Annotated in this window: 15 protein-coding genes; 11 read left to right on the top strand and 4 right to left on the bottom strand. The window is 63.6% G+C overall.

Annotation, left to right across the window (positions count from 1 at the left end):
- Positions 1–23: 23 nt before the first annotated feature.
- Positions 24–782: a polyphosphate--glucose phosphotransferase gene (ppgK, locus tag HF989_RS02230; RefSeq protein WP_168683739.1), complete on the top strand. Its 759-nt coding sequence runs from the start codon at positions 24–26 to the stop codon at positions 780–782.
- Between the two features lie 165 nt (positions 783–947).
- On the top strand, positions 948–2,429 hold the full coding sequence (locus tag HF989_RS10685) for an RNA polymerase sigma factor (protein WP_168683738.1): 1,482 nt from the start codon (positions 948–950) through the stop codon (positions 2,427–2,429).
- Between the two features lie 74 nt (positions 2,430–2,503).
- Here the strand turns inward: HF989_RS10685 and HF989_RS02220 are convergent, their stop codons facing one another.
- Genes HF989_RS02220 through HF989_RS02210 form a run of 3 tightly spaced genes read right to left on the bottom strand, consistent with a single transcriptional unit; the run spans position 2,504 to position 5,217 of the window.
- A complete protein-coding gene (locus HF989_RS02220) occupies positions 2,504–3,157 on the bottom strand; it encodes a DUF4190 domain-containing protein (protein ID WP_168683737.1) in 654 nt (217 codons plus the stop codon).
- 48 nt (positions 3,158–3,205) lie between these two features.
- Positions 3,206–4,966, bottom strand: coding sequence for a DEAD/DEAH box helicase family protein (locus tag HF989_RS02215; RefSeq protein ID WP_168683736.1), 1,761 nt, complete (start codon positions 4,964–4,966; stop codon positions 3,206–3,208).
- Positions 4,963–5,217 (bottom strand): DUF3039 domain-containing protein, encoded by a 255-nt coding sequence (locus HF989_RS02210; RefSeq protein WP_168683916.1) that lies wholly within the window; start codon positions 5,215–5,217, stop codon positions 4,963–4,965. The genes HF989_RS02215 and HF989_RS02210 overlap by 4 nt, the downstream gene beginning before the upstream one ends.
- A 51-nt stretch (positions 5,218–5,268) precedes the next feature.
- Here HF989_RS02210 and HF989_RS02205 point away from each other — a divergent pair, with 51 nt between their 5' ends.
- From HF989_RS02205 to galE, 6 genes are all read left to right on the top strand, one after another.
- Positions 5,269–5,796 carry a DUF3099 domain-containing protein gene (locus HF989_RS02205; RefSeq protein WP_168683735.1) on the top strand — a complete coding sequence of 176 codons (528 nt, stop codon included), beginning with the start codon at positions 5,269–5,271 and terminating at the stop codon, positions 5,794–5,796.
- 25 nt (positions 5,797–5,821) lie between these two features.
- Entirely contained in the window at positions 5,822–7,387 is a 1,566-nt protein-coding gene (locus HF989_RS02200; protein WP_168683696.1) for a DUF7782 domain-containing protein, read from the top strand.
- Between the two features lie 8 nt (positions 7,388–7,395).
- Positions 7,396–7,830, top strand: a complete 435-nt coding sequence (gene dtd / locus HF989_RS02195) for a D-aminoacyl-tRNA deacylase (RefSeq protein ID WP_168683734.1) — start codon at positions 7,396–7,398, stop codon at positions 7,828–7,830.
- 110 nt (positions 7,831–7,940) lie between these two features.
- Entirely contained in the window at positions 7,941–8,942 is a 1,002-nt protein-coding gene (locus HF989_RS02190; RefSeq protein ID WP_038611925.1) for a sigma-70 family RNA polymerase sigma factor, read from the top strand.
- Positions 8,943–9,070: 128 nt separating this feature from the next.
- Positions 9,071–9,766: an iron dependent repressor, metal binding and dimerization domain protein gene (locus HF989_RS02185; RefSeq protein WP_168683733.1), complete on the top strand. Its 696-nt coding sequence runs from the start codon at positions 9,071–9,073 to the stop codon at positions 9,764–9,766.
- Complete coding sequence (gene galE / locus HF989_RS02180; protein WP_168683732.1) at positions 9,763–10,752, top strand: UDP-glucose 4-epimerase GalE; 990 nt, start codon at positions 9,763–9,765, stop codon at positions 10,750–10,752. Before HF989_RS02185 ends, galE begins: the two co-directional genes overlap by 4 nt.
- 3 nt (positions 10,753–10,755) lie before the next feature.
- On the opposite strand, the gene HF989_RS02175 is transcribed toward galE, so the two are convergent.
- Positions 10,756–11,907, bottom strand: a complete 1,152-nt coding sequence (locus HF989_RS02175) for a DUF4192 domain-containing protein (RefSeq protein WP_168683731.1) — start codon at positions 11,905–11,907, stop codon at positions 10,756–10,758.
- A gap of 213 nt (positions 11,908–12,120) precedes the next feature.
- On the opposite strand from HF989_RS02175, the gene HF989_RS02170 reads away from it, so the two are divergent.
- The 3 genes from HF989_RS02170 (at position 12,121) to HF989_RS02160 (ending at position 17,131) form a co-directional block, all read left to right on the top strand.
- Complete coding sequence (locus HF989_RS02170) at positions 12,121–13,212, top strand: PAC2 family protein (protein ID WP_168683730.1); 1,092 nt, start codon at positions 12,121–12,123, stop codon at positions 13,210–13,212.
- Between the two features lie 34 nt (positions 13,213–13,246).
- Positions 13,247–15,787, top strand: a complete 2,541-nt coding sequence (locus HF989_RS02165) for a DEAD/DEAH box helicase (RefSeq protein ID WP_168683915.1) — start codon at positions 13,247–13,249, stop codon at positions 15,785–15,787.
- Between the two features lie 96 nt (positions 15,788–15,883).
- Positions 15,884–17,131 (top strand): FAD-dependent oxidoreductase, encoded by a 1,248-nt coding sequence (locus tag HF989_RS02160; protein ID WP_168683729.1) that lies wholly within the window; start codon positions 15,884–15,886, stop codon positions 17,129–17,131.
- The last annotated feature ends 108 nt before the right edge of the window (positions 17,132–17,239 follow it).

Here is a 17,239-nt window from a genome sequence, read left to right as displayed (position 1 = left end):
GCGCCGTTTGTACACTTCCTGCCATGACTGAAACGGCTCTTGGATTCGGCATCGATATTGGCGGGTCTGGCATCAAGGGCGCTGTTGTCGACATGGCAACAGGCCAGCTCGTCGGCGAGCGCGCTACGGTTGCCACGCCGCAGCCCGCGACACCGGCCGCAATTGCCCACGCCGTGGCACAGATCGTCGCAACGTGCGCATGGGCTGGTCCCGTCGGGATCGCGCTGCCATCCGTGATCACAGGCCAGATTGCGCGCACCGCTGCGAATATCGACGATTCCTGGGTGGGTCTCGACGTCCATGAGCTATTTACCCAGGCCCTTGGCGGCGCGCCGGTATCAGTGCTCAACGACGCGGACGCTGCAGGTATCGCAGAGGTGGCATTCGGCGATGAGGCTGCCCGGAACGGGGCAGTTATCTTCCTTACCTTCGGCACCGGGATCGGTTCCGCGTTCTTTAGCGACGGCACGCTCTTTCCCAATACCGAGCTCGGGCACATGCATATCGACGGCGCGGAGGCGGAGCACTTCGCGTCCTCCGCAGCGCGCGACCGCGAGAAGCTGAGTTTCGCGGAATGGGCTACTCGCGTGGACACAATCTTGCACGAGTACGCCCGCTTGGTGAACCCGTCCGCGTTCGTCGTCGGCGGGGGCATTTCCGGTGTAGCCGAGCAGTGGGTACCGCTGCTCACCGTCGACGTCCCTGTCGTGCCGGCCGCGTTGCGCAACAACGCAGGAATTGTGGGCGCCGCCATGGCTGCGCACGGCCATGTCGCTCCGTAAACCTCTACCGGCGTTGCGGTACGGTAGCTGCCGTTGGACAGCCGGCGCGCGAGGAGAAGGAATATTGCCTGCGGCTGACTGTTAGTATTGGCGTTCTGAAAATTCTCGGACGCAGACGTACCCTGGGTTGCCAGTGGTAAGGTCCAATGATTCGAAAGGGCGTACGTGGTAGCCAGCGAAGCTTCAAGCAATAACACCGACAGCGTAACTGAGGTTACTCCTGACGGTGGCGCAGGCAGCGTTGCCAAAGCCGGCGCGAAAAAGACGGCCAAAAAGGCCGTAAAGAAAACCGCGAAAAAGACCGCCAAGAAGACGGTCAAAAAGACGGCGAAGAAGACCGCAAAGAAAACGGCCAAGAAGTCCGCCCGAAAGACCACTGCAAAGAAGGCCACGAAGGCAGCAAGTCCGGCCACTCCTGATGCTGGCGAGCTGGAAACCGGGCTGCTGGGCGCGGGCGACGAGCTGACCGAGCGCGACGCAGACCGCGAAGATCCGGACTACGATCCGGAGATCGGCGACAAGGACGACGCCTTCGACGAAGATATCGACGACGCCCTTGGCGACGACGTCTCGGATGACGACGAGGACGAGCTCGGTGCCGAAGACGAGTCTGATGACGACGAGGAAGAAGAAGACGAAGGCGCCTCCGTCTGGGACATCGAGGAATCCGCGGCGTTGCGTCAGGCCCGCAAAGATGCCCAACTGACTGCCTCGGCGGATTCGGTACGTGCATACCTCAAGCAGATTGGCAAGGTCGCCCTCCTCGACGCCGAGCAGGAGGTCTCCCTGGCAAAACGCATCGAAGCGGGACTGTACGCCCAGTACCGATTGGACGAAATGGCGCGCGCCGCCGCCGAGGGCGACAAAGACGCGAAGCTCACGCCCGCTGTCAAGCGTGATCTTCGGGCGGTCGCCCGCGACGGTCGCAAGGCGAAGAACCACCTGCTGGAGGCAAACCTTCGTCTGGTGGTTTCGCTGGCAAAGCGCTACACCGGCCGCGGCATGGCTTTCTTGGACCTCATCCAAGAGGGCAACTTGGGCCTGATTCGCGCTGTGGAGAAGTTCGATTATTCCAAGGGCTACAAGTTCTCCACGTACGCCACATGGTGGATCCGCCAGGCCATCACCCGCGCAATGGCTGATCAGGCCCGCACCATTCGTATTCCGGTGCACATGGTCGAGGTCATCAACAAGCTTGGGCGCATCCAGCGGGAGCTGCTGCAAGATCTTGGCCGCGAGCCCACGCCGCTTGAGCTGGCGAAGGAAATGGACATCACCGAGGAGAAAGTCCTCGAGATCCAGCAGTACGCGCGGGAGCCGATCTCGCTCGATCAGACCATCGGCGACGAGGGCGACAGCCAGCTGGGCGATTTCATCGAGGACTCGGAAGCCGTCGTGGCGGTGGACGCGGTCTCGTTCACGCTCCTGCAGGATCAGCTGCAAGATGTCCTGCACACGCTTTCGGAGCGCGAGGCTGGCGTGGTCCGTCTGCGGTTCGGCCTGACGGACGGTATGCCCCGCACGCTTGACGAAATCGGACAGGTGTACGGCGTCACTCGGGAGCGCATCCGGCAAATCGAGTCCAAGACCATGTCCAAGCTCCGCCACCCGTCGCGTTCGCAGGTGCTGCGAGATTACCTGGATTAAACCGCCGCCTTGGCACCACAACTAAAGCCCTGACCGAAACGGTCAGGGCTTTAGTTGTGTCAGGACGCCGAGGCCTAGTTGTTGAGGCTTCTCTCCACCTCATCCTCGAAGCATGCCTGCAGTTGTTCGTCATCGTCCTGGTACTGTTCACACGCCTCAAATACGCCGTCGTCCACCAGCTGCTTTGCTACAGAGAAGCCGAAGATCAGCATCAGCGCCGACAGGATCAACGAGATGGCGCCCGTGACAATCCCGGTGATCGCCATCCCCTTCCGAGCCCCGGGGCCGGCGATGGCGTTGGCCCTCCGCACGCCCATGATGCCCAGGATGAGAGCGATCAATCCAAGAATGAATCCAGGGAGGATGAAGACTAGGCCAAGCAACGCCAATATGCCGAGAATCATGGCGGCGAGCGCAACACCGTTGGTCTGCTGGCGCCCAGGCTCGGGCTCGTAACCGGAAGAAATCGGCGTGGTGCCGTAGTTGCCGCCGGATACGCTGTAACCAGCGTTGCCTGCCTCACCCTGGGCGTAGTTCGCCTGCTGCCACTGCTGACCCGCGTACCCACCGTATTCGGACGCACCTTCTGGGTGGTGCCCCAAGCTGCCCTCCCCCGGGTTGGTGCCGTACGGGTTCTCACCCCTGGGGTTCTGGCCGAAGGAGCTATTGCCCCTCGATTCGTCGGGGTTGTTTTCGGGGTTTTGTCCAGGGTTGTACGGGGTGCTCATCGCGTGTCCTTTCGTGTCGGCGTGTCGCTAGCAACCCTACCGGCGGCCCTACCAGTCCCGCAGGAACGCGATGCGCTGACGGAGCTGCTCTGCGTTGCACAGGGCGGTCGGCGGGCCGCCGCACGCCTTGCGTACCTCGGTGTGGATTGCCCCGTGCGGCCGACCCGTCTTGCTCGCCGCGATAGCTACTCTGGCGTTGAGTTCCTTGCGCAGCTGGGGCAGTTCGTCCGCCGCGGTGGCCGGCTCCGCGGTTGTGCCCGCGTCAGCCGGCGCGTGACGTACAGGCTCGCCAAGCACTTCGGCGCGCTCCCGTGCCTTGCGTTCCTCGGCCCGGCGCGCCTTCTCCTCGGCGTCTCGGGCGTCCAGCTGGTCGCTTTGCCGCTTGGCTAGGAGGGTCCGCACCTGGTCGGCGTCGAGTAGCCCGGGAAGGCCGAGGAAGTCCTGCTCCTCTGCCGAGCCCGCCTGCGTTGGTGTGCCGTAGGTGGATCCGTCGAAGATTAGCGAGTCCAGCTCCGCCGATGCACCGATCGATTCGTACGCGGGGAGCTCGTCGGGCTCATTCTGCGTGCGGTTGGCTTGCTCCAGCAGTTCGTCGGACCAGCCGGACTCCCGGTGCGGCTTGCCCAGGACGTGGTCGCGGGAGACTTCCATCTCCTCTGCGAGCCGGAGCAGCACCGGCACCGATGGCAGGAAAACTGAGGCGGATTCCCCCGGCATACGAGAGCGGACGAAACGGCCGATCGCCTGCGCGAAGAACAATGGCGTGGATGCAGAAGTGGCGTACACGCCCACGGACAGGCGCGGCACGTCCACGCCCTCGGACACCATGCGCACCGCAACCATCCACTCGTCTCGCGATGCGGAGAACTCGTCGATGCGGTCGGAGGCGCCGGCCTCGTCCGAAAGCACAACAGTCACGGGTGTGTTGGATAGCGTCTCGAGGATCTTTGCGTAGGCGCGCGCGGTGGTCTTGTTGGTGGCGATGACCAAACCCCCGGCGTCCGGCATGTTCGCTCGGATCTTCATCAAACGGGTGTGCGCCGCGGTAAGCACGGCGGCGATCCAATCCCCTTTTGGGTCGAGCGCGGTGCGCCATGCGCGGGAGGTCTGCTCAGGGTTAAGCGGTTCCCCCAAGCGAGCCGAATACTCTTCGCCGGCGGAGTCTTTCCACTGGGCCTCTCCCGAGTAGGCCAGAAATACCACCGGGCGCACAACGCCGTCGGCGAGCGCGTGGGAGTAGCCGTAGGTGTAGTCCGCCTCCGAGACCAGGTGTCCTTCGCCGTCCTCGACGTAGCGGACGAACGGGATTTGCGAGTCATCTGAGCGGAAGGGGGTGCCGGTCAGTGCGAGGCGGTGCTCGACGTCGTTGTACGCCTCATAGACGCCATCGCCCCAGCTCTTGGAGTCACCCGCATGGTGAATCTCGTCCAAGATGACCATGGTGCGGCGGGCGGATGCGACCGCGTGGTGTTTGAACGGGTGCATCCCCACCTGCGCGTACGTGACCACGATGCCGTCGTACGACGCGTTTACCGCCGAAGAGTTGGTGAAGTTCGGGTCTAGCGACAGCCCGAAACGCTTCGCGGCGTCTGACCACTGGTGCTTCAGGTGCTCCGTGGGTACCACAACGATGATGCGTTGCACGGTTTTGTCTTCAACCAGCCGCGAGGCCAGGGTCAACGCGAACGTGGTCTTACCGGCGCCCGGTGTCGCAACCGCCATGAAGTCGCGCGGTTTGTCCCTGAGAAACGAATCGAGGGCCTCCTGCTGCCATTTACGCAGCTGGGGCCCAGTGGACGCGGAGCTCACTTGCGGCGCAGCCCCTTGTAAATGCGCTCGCAGTCAGGGCAGACGGGAGAACCGGGTTTTGCCTGCTTTTTCACGGGAAATGTTTCGCCGCATAGAGCCACCACCATTTTCCCGGAGATGGCGGAATCGACGATTTGGTCCTTCTTGACGTAGTGGAAGAACTTCGGGGTGCCGTCGTCTGTGGTCGACGAGGTGTCTTCTCTGAGGTCGGTGCGCTCGAGCGTCTGTGTCGTCGTATTCACGGCGTCCATCATGCCCCAATTTGTGCGAGAGGTTAAGCCGGAGGGCTAACCTCGGGGTCCATGAGTTCCCACGATCGCACTGCCCCTGAGTCGGGCCCTGAGTCGGGTCCAGAACCGAGCCCAGAGTTGGGCCCGGAGACGGTGGACGCGGAACCCGACGCGCTCGACGGATCGTCCCAACCCCGTGGGGCGCCGCGACGGGTGTCGCTGCATCGGCGCCGCGCACGTGCGTCCCGAGCGTTGATTACAGATGCCTCCTACACACCGGAGCAAAACCGTCAGTCTCGCGAGCGGCAGTATGCCGTGCTCCAGGGGCTGCGCATACCGTTTATCTTGGGGGCGTTTTTCGCGGCCCGGTCGCACCTGTGGGTGCTGGCCAGTGTGCTGTTTGTCGTCTCGGTGCCGCTGCCCTGGATCGCGGTAGTGCGCGGCAATGCCCAGGGCGAGGTGCGCGATAACCGCGAGAAGAACGTGTACAAGCCAGCCGCCGCACGCCAGTACATGCTGGCCGAGCAGCAACGCGCCGCGCTGGACGCTCCCGGTACTAGCGCGCACAACTCCCCCGCTATCATCGACCACGACGAATAGCCCAACCTCACCGCAGGAGCCCCGCGTGACCAACCCCGGCGACCTCTCCCCCACCTTCCCGGAGCTTGCCAGAACGCTGGCGGACGAACTGTCGCGGGCTGGCTTTACCGCCGACGGCATCGCCGCCCACCTTGGACCGGAGGCCACCGAAGCGATGTACCGGCATGAACCGGGGGTGGTTCTCGCCGCAACCGCCGACGGGACCCGCTTGTCCGCCATCATCCGCTTCTTCATTCTGCGACGCCCGGCCACGGCGGAGGCTCTCGGCGACATGCTCACTCCGAAACTCGCGCTCGCGCTTATCGACGCCCATACGGTCCTCCCCGTTGCCGGTGCGAGCACCTACAGCGTCGCCGTTGACGTGCGCGCCCACGTTGTCGCTGGCAAACCCCGAGTGGTGTTTTCCGACCTCGACGCCTCGATGACAGACATCGTCCCGGGCCGCGATCACGTACTCGGTGTCGGCTCCGCGTCACTGTCGCTGCTTTCCGCTACCCCGTGCACCCCTGTGGAGTCGGTGCTAGACCTTGGCACCGGCTCTGGTGTCCAAGCGCTCGCGCAAGCGGATGCGGCAACCACCGTGGTCGCTACCGACGTCCACGCCCGCGCGCTTACGTTCGCAGAGGCGACTATGCGCGCCAATGCGGTCGACAATGTTGAGTTGCGCCAGGGCAGCTGGTTCGAACCGGTGGCGGGCGCGCGCTTCGACCGCATTGTGGCTAACCCGCCGTTCGTGGTCGGGTTGCCCGAGGTTGGCCACGTCTACCGGGATTCCGGCCTGGACTTAGACGGTGCCACGCAACGGGTGCTGCAGGACGCACCCGAGCATCTCGCACCCGGCGGGCGGGCGTTCATCCTGGGATCGTGGGTCCACGTCCTCGACGAGCCGTGGCAGTCCCGTGTCGCCTCCTGGTTGCCATCGCGCGGCATCAACGCGTGGGTGCTGCAGCGCGACGTGGTGGACCCCGGCATGTATGTCTCCACCTGGCTTCGGGATGAATCCATCGATCCCCGCTCCGACGAGGGGGTGAATCGGACGCTGCAGTGGCTCGACCACTTCGCCGACAACGACGTCCATGCGGTTGGGTTTGGCTGGGTCATGCTGGAAGACATCGGTGATGCTCCCAGTGAGATCACCTGCGAGGAACTCACCCACGCGTTTACCGACCCGCTGGGGCCGGAAGCCGAAGAGTATTTCACCCGCGCGGCATGGCTGCGGGGCAAAGACCGTGACGCCGTCCTCGACGCAACCTACCTGGTGCGCCCTACCGTCGCGGTCGAGGACATCAAGCTGGCTGATGCCGAGGCAGGGATGGGCTTTGCGGACGAGGCACTTCGGATCACTCGCACTGACGGCCCGCGGTTTTCCCATACCGTCGATGCGGGGGTTCTCTCGCTGATTTCGGGGTTGCACCCCAACGGGTTGCCGCTGCGTGACGTGGTCGGCCTCTACGCCGCCTCACAGGGTGTGGGTGTGGGCGCACCGGAGGACGTCGAGAAGCTTGAGGCTGATGCGGCGGCTGCGGTGGTCGACCTTGTGCGCCACGGCTTGGTGTTGCCGGCCGAGATCGCACAGCTGACCCACCTCTAGGAGCAACCATGAGAGCAGTGCTTACCCGTGTCACCAGTGCAAGGGTGACGGTTGACGGGGCGACGGTTGGGGAAATCGAGTGCCCAGAAACCGGCGGGGTTCTCGCGCTGGTTGGTGTAGGCCGCGAGGACGCTCCTGACGCCTGGAAGACGGTGGCGCGCAAGATTGCGGAGCTGCGGATCTTAGGCGGCGAGCGTTCCGTCGAAGAAGTCGGCGCACCGGTGCTTCTGGTTAGCCAGTTCACGCTCATGGGCCGGACAGCGAAGGGGCGCAGGCCGTCATGGAGTGACGCGGCGCCCGCTGACGTTGCCGCGCCAGTGATAGACGACATCGCTCGGGAGCTGCGCTCCCGGGGCATCGACGTCGCGGAAGGGCGTTTCGGAGCCCACATGCAAGTATCCAGCGTCAACGATGGGCCGTTTACTGTCATCGTCGAAGCGTGACCATCAACGGGAATGAATGAATTTCGGCCGGGCGGGAACATCACGCGACTGCGGGACGTTTCCCCACTAGACTGCCCAGCTGTTCCACCTAGTCCGAGGAGGCGTTGCACATGACCCAGCCGGATCACGCTGCACAGGGTACGCAAGATTCTGCAGAAACCGTTGACCGCGGCAGCCGCAGGAACCAAACCAACGACAACCCGTCAGCGGACCTCGTTCGTGTCTACCTCAACGGCATCGGCAAAACGGCGCTTTTGGACGCGGAGGAAGAGGTAGAGCTCGCTCAGCAAATTGAGGTCGGCCTGTACGCGCAGCACCTCTTGGACGACCCGGACGTCAAGCTCACACGGGCGAAGAAGCGCGACCTGAAGATCTTGGCCAAGGAGGGCCGGAAGGCGCGCGCTCACCTTTTGGAGGCCAACCTCCGTCTGGTGGTGTCCCTTGCCAAGCGGTACACCGGCCGCGGCATGCCGCTGCTGGACCTGATCCAAGAAGGCAACCTGGGCCTCATCCGCGCGATGGAGAAGTTCGACTACTCCAAGGGATTCAAGTTCTCCACGTACGCGACCTGGTGGATCCGCCAGGCCATCACGCGCGGCATGGCGGACCAATCGCGCACCATCCGCCTCCCAGTGCATCTCGTTGAGCAGGTGAACAAGCTCTCGCGCATCCGCCGCGAGATGTACCAGTCCCTTGGGCGCGAACCAACGAACGAGGAGCTCTCGGAGGAATCCGGCATCGAAGAATCCAAGATTGAGATGCTCCTGCGCCAGTCGCGCGACCCGGTGAGCCTAGATATGCCGGTCGGCGCGGACGAGGAGGCTCCGCTGGGAGACTTCATCGAGGATGCAGAGGCGACCGATGCGGAAGACGCCGTGGTGACCACGCTGCGGCACGACGACATTCAGGACATTATCAATGGTCTCGAGCAACGGGAACAGGATGTCATCCGCATGCGCTACGGCTTGACGGACGGCGTGCCTCGCACCCTCGACCAGATTGGTCGCCAATTCGGGTTATCGCGTGAGCGTGTGCGCCAGATCGAACGAGAGGTCATGGCCAAACTGCGCGCCGGTGAACGCGCGGACCGCCTGCGCGACTACGCCTTGTAGTTCACCACCCGTATCTACCCAGTCCAGCGCCAAGTCCAGCGTTCCCGGTATCGCTGTGGGCGCTGGTCTACGATGTTGCCCGAGAGTGTACGGGCTGGAATCCGTTGCGATTGGAAGGGAGCGTCAACGTGCGTGACCTCGTTGACACCACAGAGATGTACCTGCGTACCGTCTACGAGCTGGAGGAAGAAGGCATCACGCCACTTCGAGCCCGTATCGCGGAACGCCTGGAACAATCCGGCCCCACCGTGTCCCAGACGGTCGCCCGCATGGAACGCGATGGCCTCATCGTGGTCGAGCACGACCGCTCGCTTTCCTTGACCGAAGAGGGCCGAAACCGGGCGACGGCCGTCATGCGCAAGCACCGGCTTGCTGAGCGCCTGCTCACCGACATTCTTCAGCTCGACCTAGATCAGGTCCACGACGAGGCGTGCCGCTGGGAGCACGTGATGAGCGAGGAAGTCGAGCGCCGCGTTGTTGCGGTCTTGGACAATCCCGCCCGCTCCCCGTTTGGGAACCCGATCCCGGCACTCGATGAGCTCGGCGTCTCCCCGGTTGATGCCGGCCAAGAAGGCATCCGCGCAACCGATCTTCGGTTGAAGGAGCCGAGGCGAGTGACCGTCGTGCAGATCAGCGAAATCCTCCAAGACGGTGCCGTGCCAAAAACCGTAGGCCAGCTCGTCGGGAAAACCGTCACGCTTACTCCTCTCGACGGGGGTGCGCTCGAGGTGACAACCGACAACGGCAGCAGCTTCCACCTCCCCGCCGACACCGCCCACGCCCTGCGCGTGGAACGCGACGGTGAGACGGGAACTCGGCTGTGAGGCTCGTTGTCACCGGGGGCGCCGGCTACGTAGGAAGCGTGTGCACGGCCGCATTGCTGGACGCGGGCCACGACGTCATCGTCGTCGATGACCTAAGTACTGGGAACCGCTACGCGGTTCCGGAGGCCGCCACGTTCGTTGAGGGCACGATCCAGGACGTGATTGACGACGTTCTCGCAGATACCGCGGGCGGGCCAGTGGACGGTGTCCTGCACTTCGCCGCAAAATCCCTCGTGGGTGAGTCCGTGGACGATCCGGCGAAGTATTGGCACGGAAACGTTGATGTCTCTCTCGCGCTCCTAGACTCGATGCGCCGTCACGGAGTGGACTCGCTCGTCTTTTCGTCCACCGCCGCGGTCTACGGCGAGCCGGACACTGTGCCGATCACCGAAGACGCCGCCGCGCGCCCGACAAACCCGTACGGCGCAACCAAGCTGGCCATCGACAACGCTATTACCTCCTACTGCCACGCATACGGGCTCGGCGCCACGAGCCTGCGGTACTTCAACGTCGCGGGCGCGTACAACGGCATCGGCGAGAACCATCTGACCGAGACACACCTCATCCCGATTGTGCTGCAGGTGGCTATGGGCTACCGCGACAAGATCATGATGTACGGCGACGACTGGCCTACAAAAGACGGCACCTGCGTGCGCGACTACATCCACGTCCGGGATCTTGCGGACGCGCACATCCTCGCGTTAGAAGCCAACACCGCCGGCACCCACCAGATTTTCAATCTTGGCTCCGGCGACGGGTACTCGGTGCGCGAGGTCATTGAGGTGTGCCGTGACGTCACGGGCCACCCCATCCCGTCGGAGGTAGCCCCGCGGCGTGCCGGCGATCCTGCAACGCTCATCGCCTCGTCGGAAAAGATCCGGCGCGAGCTTGGGTGGGACCCGACCCGCACCCAGCTGCGCACTATTGTGCGCGACGCCTGGGAGTTCACGCGCCAGCTCGGCGACCGGTCGCATTCCGCCCGCTAGCGCTCACCCCTCGAGACCTGCCCACGTATCGGCGCACCCCTGGTGGCACAGCTCTAGAAGCGCGTGGCCTTGCCCTATCCCCAAGACACTTGCGAGTAGGCCCGACAGGGAGTGACCGGGCACTTCCTTCTGCGCAGATGCTAAGGCAGCGCTTGCCCAGCCTGTGAGCCCGAGTGAGACCGCCACCATCGCCCAGAGACACAGCGCGTTCGCGCGGATCCGTCCGCTGAAGTTCCGTGCGATGGTGAGCAGGGCCGCAGCCGCGGCGCGGGGATGGTTTAAGGCGTCCACTATGAGGCAGTCGCGCAGCGCATTTCGGGACAGTACCGAGGCAAGCAGCTCCACGTCTTCCGCGCAGGTGAACACGTCGGCGATGATCAGACTCCCGTCGTTGTCAATCACGCTGGTGTTGGGTGCGCCGAGGAAAATGTCGCATGCGCGCTCAAGCCTCTCTCGTGCAAGGGCCGGGGCTACGTCCACCAGGTCCATCAGCTCGGCCCCTCGGCGGTACGCGCTCGGGGCCAAAGCCTGGCATTTGCGCGCGTCTGGGGTAGAGACTGGATCGAAGTGCGCGAACAGCTCGTCTTTATGTAGCTCGGGCAGTGCGCCTTGGTCAATGAGCGGGCGCATCGGCTCGGCAGCGACGATCGAGGACACGGTGCCGCACTGGTAGGTGTCGTCCCAGCCCCAAAGATTGCGCGCTGAGCAGATGTCCGGGCCGAAGACGAGGTGGTAGGGCGTGCCGTCAGCGACTTCGGAAACAATCCAGCATGCCTCCACAATCTCACCGAACTCATCTGCGGCTCGGCGCAACCCTTCCACGGCCACCGCAATCATCTGGGAGTCTGGCACGCGGGTGACGATCACGGCGAACGTTGCCACATGCCTACCCACTGGGATCAGCTGGAGCGCGCGTTGGATGCTTTCGGTGTTTCCCACGTCGGCGTCGAGGTAGGTTCCAATGTCGAGCGCTTGGTCAGCACCAGGGTGCGAGTAGACGTTGATGAGCACGACCGATTCGTTTGGAAAATATCCGAGCGCCCCCGGAATGGCGGCGATCAGGTGCGACGGTGAGCGGAGAGCTGTTTGCCCCTGCTCCGGCAAGTTCGCACTGGCTGGCTGGTTGGTCTCGTTTGGCTGAGGCTGTGTATCCATAACGATTAGACCGTGCCTAGTCAGCTGCGGTTCCCCGCGCCGAACAATCTACTCATCCCGCGCGGCCATCTCACCCGCCCTGCACCGGCCAGAGGCACCGACCGCGCCACTCGGGCACAATGGAATGATTGCGCACCGAGATCCGTTGTGCTGGTGGAGCAGAAAGCCTGGACGAACTGCCGGCTGGGCGAGCGAATGTAGGAGGCCACAACCATGACGCAGGAACGTCGCATGTACGAACTTGAGTACCCCGCGCCGCAGGTGAGCGAGGACACGCAGAACGGACCAGCGCTGGTCATCGCCATGCACGGGTATGCGGACGCGGGTCACGCGGTCGAGGCCGCGGCTGACCACCTCAAGGCCGCGCTGGAGTCGCGCACCGTCGCGACCTTTAGCAACGACGAGTTGATCGATTACCGGTCCCGTCGCCCCACTGTGACGCTGGACCACGCCGAGATCACTGATGTCGCCGACCTGCAGTTGGACATGCGCGTGCTGCGAGATGAGAAGGGCGCATCCTTTTTGCTCCTCTCTGGTCCGGAGCCGGACCTGCGTTGGGAGGCATTTGGAAGCGCAGTGGCCGACCTTGTGGAGCGTTTCGGCGTGAGCAAGACAATCTGCTTGTACGCGGCACCGATGGGCGCGCCCCACACGCGCCCGCTGGTGGTGTCTGCCCACGGCAATGACCGCGAGCTTGTCGGGTCGATGTTCACCTTTGACGGCATGGTGAGCATCCCCGGATCCGCCTCGATCCTTATCGAGCGCGAGCTGCACAAGCGTGGCCGCTCGGTGGCAGGGTATACCGCGCACGTGCCGCACTACGTGGCTGCTTCCCCATACCCCCATGCAACGTTCCAGCTACTGCAGTCCGTTGAGGATGCGACGGATCTGAAGTTCCCCTTGCGTTCCCTGGAAGCGGACATGCGCAGGGTGTCCCAGCAGCTTGCAGAGCAGACCGGTAACTCCGAGGAAATCACCCAGGTCGTCCAGGCCCTCGAAGAGCACTACGACCGTGAGATCCAGGAATACCGCGACCGTCACCCGCAGGCGATGATGCCTGGGGAGGCGCAGATGCCCAGCGGCGAGGAGATCAGCGAGGCATTTGAAAACTACCTCTCGGCCATCGAGGATCGCGACCGCAACCGTGCGGACCAGCGTGGGCTCCCCCACAGCGAAGAGACAGCTCGGCGGCTGCGCGATCACTTTGTGGTCGACTCTGAAGAGCCTGAGCAACAGCTTGACGACGACCAAAGGGACACCCCGCACGGCGAGAGCCCCGACGGGCAGGGCGACGACCCGAGGTAGCCGTGCCGTGCGGTCGGCTACGGTAAAACCTGTGATGCTGACCGATTTGCTTGACGACATTGCGCACGCCCCAGAGTCGCTCTTCGACGATGCTGTCTGGGACTCTTTCACCGCGTGGACGGCTTCGAGAGGGATATCGCTCTACCCCGCGCAGGAAGAGGCGTCGCTCGCGCTGCTGGCGGGCGACAACGTTATCTTGGCTACCCCAACAGGGTCGGGGAAATCCATGGTGGCAAACGCGGCGCATTTCATCGCTTTGGCCCGTGGTCAGCGGACGTTTTACACCGCCCCGATTAAGGCCCTGGTCAGCGAAAAGTTTTTCGCGCTGTGCGAGATTTTCGGCGCGGAGAACGTAGGCATGATGACCGGCGACGCGACGGTGAATGCGAATGCGCCGATCATCGCCGCCACCGCTGAAATCGTTGCCAACATCGCGCTGCGGGAGGGTGCAAACGCCAAGATCGACCAGGTCGTGATGGACGAATTCCATTACTACTCCGAACCCGACCGAGGCTGGGCTTGGCAGGTGCCGCTACTTGAGTTGCCGGAGGCGCAGTTCCTCCTCATGTCCGCGACGTTGGGGGACACGGCTTGGCTGGAGGAAGACCTCACCGAGCGAACCGGCCGAAAGACCACCTACGTCGGCGGCGCCGAGCGCCCGGTGCCGCTGGACTTCCACTACGTGTTCTCCCCTGTCCACGAGACGATCGAGGAGTTGCTGGAAGACAATAAAGCGCCGATATATGTTGTCCACTTTTCGCAGCGCGAAGCGACGGAACGCGCCCAGGCGCTGACGAGTTTGAACATCGTCACGCCTGAAGAAAAGCAGCGCATCGCTGAGGAAATCGGAGACTTCCGCTTCACCACAACGTTTGGCAAGACACTCTCCAAGCTCGTCCGCCGCGGCATCGGTGTCCACCACGCGGGCATGCTGCCAAAGTACCGCCGCTTGGTTGAGCGGCTTTCCCAAACCGGGTTGCTCAAGGTCATCTGCGGAACAGACACCCTCGGCGTGGGCATCAATGTGCCGATCCGCACGGTCCTCATTACCGGCCTGGCCAAGTACGACGGCACACGCCAGCGGATCCTCAAGTCCCGCGAGTTTCACCAGATTGCCGGCCGTGCTGGCAGGGCGGGGTACGACACTGAGGGCACGGTCGTCGTCGAGGCACCGGAACACGAGATTGAAAACGTGAAGCTGCGCCGGAAAGCGGGAGACGACCCGAAGAAGTTGAAGAAGCTGCGGAAGAAGTCTGCCCGCGAGGGGGAAGTGAGCTGGTCTGAGAACACCTTCGAACGGTTAAAGGTGGCGGAGCCCGAGGAGCTGACCAGCCAGTTCAAGGTCTCAAACTCGATGTTGCTTAACGTGGTGGCCCGGCCGGGAGATGGCTACGAGCACATGCGCCACTTGTTGCGCTCGAACCACGACCCGCGTGCAAAGCAAAACCGGGACATCATCCAGGCGGTGCATCTCTTCCGCGGATTGATTTCCGCGGGCGTGGTGGAGCGCACTCCCGACTCCCCTGCTTTTCGGCCGTACACGCTCACCCAGGAGCTGGACCGGGATTTCGCGCTGAACCAGCCGTTGTCCCCTTTCGCCTTGGCGTTCCTCACGTTGCTCGACCCTGAGTCGGACACGTACACCCTCGACGTCATCTCGACGTTCGAGGCGATTCTGGACGACCCGAGACAGCTGCTCCAAGCCCAGCAAACAGCTGCTCGCGGCGAAGAGATCGCCGCTCTGAAGGCAGAGGGGGTGGACTATACGGAGCGGATGGCCATCGTTGAGGACGTCACCTACCCCAAGCCGCTTGCTGACGAACTAGAGGAGGCGTTCGCCACCTTTACGGAAGGCAATCCGTGGGCGAAGGAATTCGAGCTGTCGCCGAAATCGGTTGTGCGCGACATGATCGAGCACGCGATGACGTTTTCGGACCTCATCGCCACCTATGGTCTAGCCCGCTCGGAGGGCGTGGTGCTGCGCTACCTCACCGATGCGTGGCGCACCCTTTCCTATTCCATCCCGGACACCTACATGAACGATGATCTCGAGGACATCGTCGTGTGGCTCGGTGAGCTGATCCGCCAGGTCGACTCGTCGCTCATCGACGAGTGGGCGCACATGACCGGCGACGACCAGCCCGTGAGCCAGGACACCATCGACCGCGAGCTCGCGTTCGGCGTGGAAGACCCCACGGCGCTCACCGCTAATCGACGCGCCTTCACCATCATGGTGCGCAACTACTTTTTCCGCCTCGTGGAACTCTTCGCCTACGAGAAGGAGGACCAGCTGGAGGACATGCTGGGCTACCTGGAGCCGGACGCGCGGGTGGACTGGCCGGCTGCAATGGACGACTACTTCGACGAATACACGGATGTGGACTTGGGCCCCGACGCGCGCGGCCCGGAATTCTTCCGGCTGGAGGACTCTGCCGGCCGAGCGTGGAGGGTCACCCAAATTATCAAGGACCCCGAGGGGGACAACGCGTTCCAGCTGCACGGGGTTGTGGATCTGGACGCCTCCGACGAGGCAGGTGAAGTACGGCTCTCCTCGTTAGAAATCCGCGGAGGGTAGCGCGGATAGCCAATTGCCAAAGCCGGGGCGACGGCGCGGATTCTGCGTTACATTACCCTCAACACGTTTACATAGCTGTTGTGAGGAGGAACACACGTGACCCGCACTATCGTTGTCGGCGCTGGCATGACGGGCCTCGCCACCGCGTGGCACCTACAAGAGTACGGACATGAGGTGGAGGTGCTTGAACGCATCGATGTCGCCGCCGGCTCATCCTGGGGCAACGCTGGATGGCTCGCACCAGGAAAAACGATCCCCCTTGCCAACTCGAGCTTGTGGGCGTACGGGCCCACAGCGCTCTTTGACAAGCACGCGGCCCTCGATGTGCCTGTGCGCATCGACCCGAAGCTGTGGCGCTTCTGCGCGAACTTCATGGCGCACGCCACCGGCCGCGCCTGGGACAAGACGATGGCGGGTCTGACTCAGGCAGATCTGGCTGCCTTGGCGGCATACGACGAGCTTGAGGCAGGCGGAGTGAATGCGTCCACTACCGAGGGGCCGTTCATCATCGGTTTCGAAAACGAAGGCAAAGCCGCCGGCTTCCTAAAGGAGGTCGAAGGGGCGCTGCGTCACGGCCAGGACATTCCGTTCGAGCAGATCACGCTAGACGACGCCCGCACAGACGCGCCGATGCTCACCGACAAAGTCGGGGCAACATACCGCATGGGCGGACAGCGCTTCATCGAGCCAGGGCCATACTGCCAGGCCATCGCCGATTCGATCGTCCAGCGCGGCGGCACCATCACCACCGGTGCAGAGGTCGTGGAAGTCACCTCCGCCCGCACACCCGCGGTCAAACTCGCCACCGGTGAGTGGCTGCACGCCGACAACGTGGTACTCGCCACCGGCGCGTGGCTTCCTAAGTTGGCGAAGGTCCTGGGAGTGACCACCCTCGTCCAGGCCGGCCGCGGTTACTCCTTCTCCGTAGAGACCGAAGAGCCCGCCACGTGCCCGGTGTATCTGCCGGGCCCGAAGATCGCCTGCACCCCGTACCAGGGCCGGTTCCGCATCGCCGGCACAATGGAGTTCCGCGGACCCGACGAGCCATTCCAGCCTGGCCGCGTGGCGTCGATGATCCACACGACGAAACCGTTCTTCCGCGGCATCGACTGGGACGACCGGCAGGACGAGTGGGTGGGATCACGCCCGGTCACCCCGGACGGCCTGCCGCTCGTTGGCGCCACCAAAGCGCCAAACGTCTACACCAACGGCGGCCACGGCATGTGGGGCATCATTCTCGGTCCGCTGTCCGGGAAGATGCTGGCGAAGCAGATCGAGACCGGCGAGGTGGATGAGACAATCGCACCGTTCGACCCGCTGCGCGGCCCCTTCGGCGGCTTGTAGCCCGCCCAATCTAACCCCGGAAACCTGCGTTTCCGGGGCTTTTTCATGCTCGCAAAACAATGGTTTTTAAAACCGTGACATGGTTCAGGTAGATACGTTAGTTTGTGA

Source organism: Corynebacterium mucifaciens (assembly GCF_012396315.1).
GTDB lineage: Bacteria > Actinomycetota > Actinomycetes > Mycobacteriales > Mycobacteriaceae > Corynebacterium > Corynebacterium mucifaciens.
Note: the sequence above shows the minus strand (reverse complement) of the source record. Positions and strands in the feature narration are given on the sequence as shown.

Coding starts and splice junctions, on each gene's coding strand:
- ppgK (WP_168683739.1), top strand. CDS start 24: ATGACTGAAACGGCTCTTGGATTCGGCATCGATATTGGCGGGTCTGGC.
- dtd (WP_168683734.1), top strand. CDS start 7,396: ATGAGAGCAGTGCTTACCCGTGTCACCAGTGCAAGGGTGACGGTTGAC.
- HF989_RS02220 (WP_168683737.1), bottom strand. CDS start 3,157: ATGAGCACCCCGTACAACCCTGGACAAAACCCCGAAAACAACCCCGAC.
- HF989_RS02175 (WP_168683731.1), bottom strand. CDS start 11,907: ATGGATACACAGCCTCAGCCAAACGAGACCAACCAGCCAGCCAGTGCG.
- HF989_RS02205 (WP_168683735.1), top strand. CDS start 5,269: ATGAGTTCCCACGATCGCACTGCCCCTGAGTCGGGCCCTGAGTCGGGT.
- HF989_RS02190 (WP_038611925.1), top strand. CDS start 7,941: ATGACCCAGCCGGATCACGCTGCACAGGGTACGCAAGATTCTGCAGAA.
- HF989_RS02170 (WP_168683730.1), top strand. CDS start 12,121: ATGACGCAGGAACGTCGCATGTACGAACTTGAGTACCCCGCGCCGCAG.
- HF989_RS02210 (WP_168683916.1), bottom strand. CDS start 5,217: ATGGACGCCGTGAATACGACGACACAGACGCTCGAGCGCACCGACCTC.
- HF989_RS02165 (WP_168683915.1), top strand. CDS start 13,247: ATGCTGACCGATTTGCTTGACGACATTGCGCACGCCCCAGAGTCGCTC.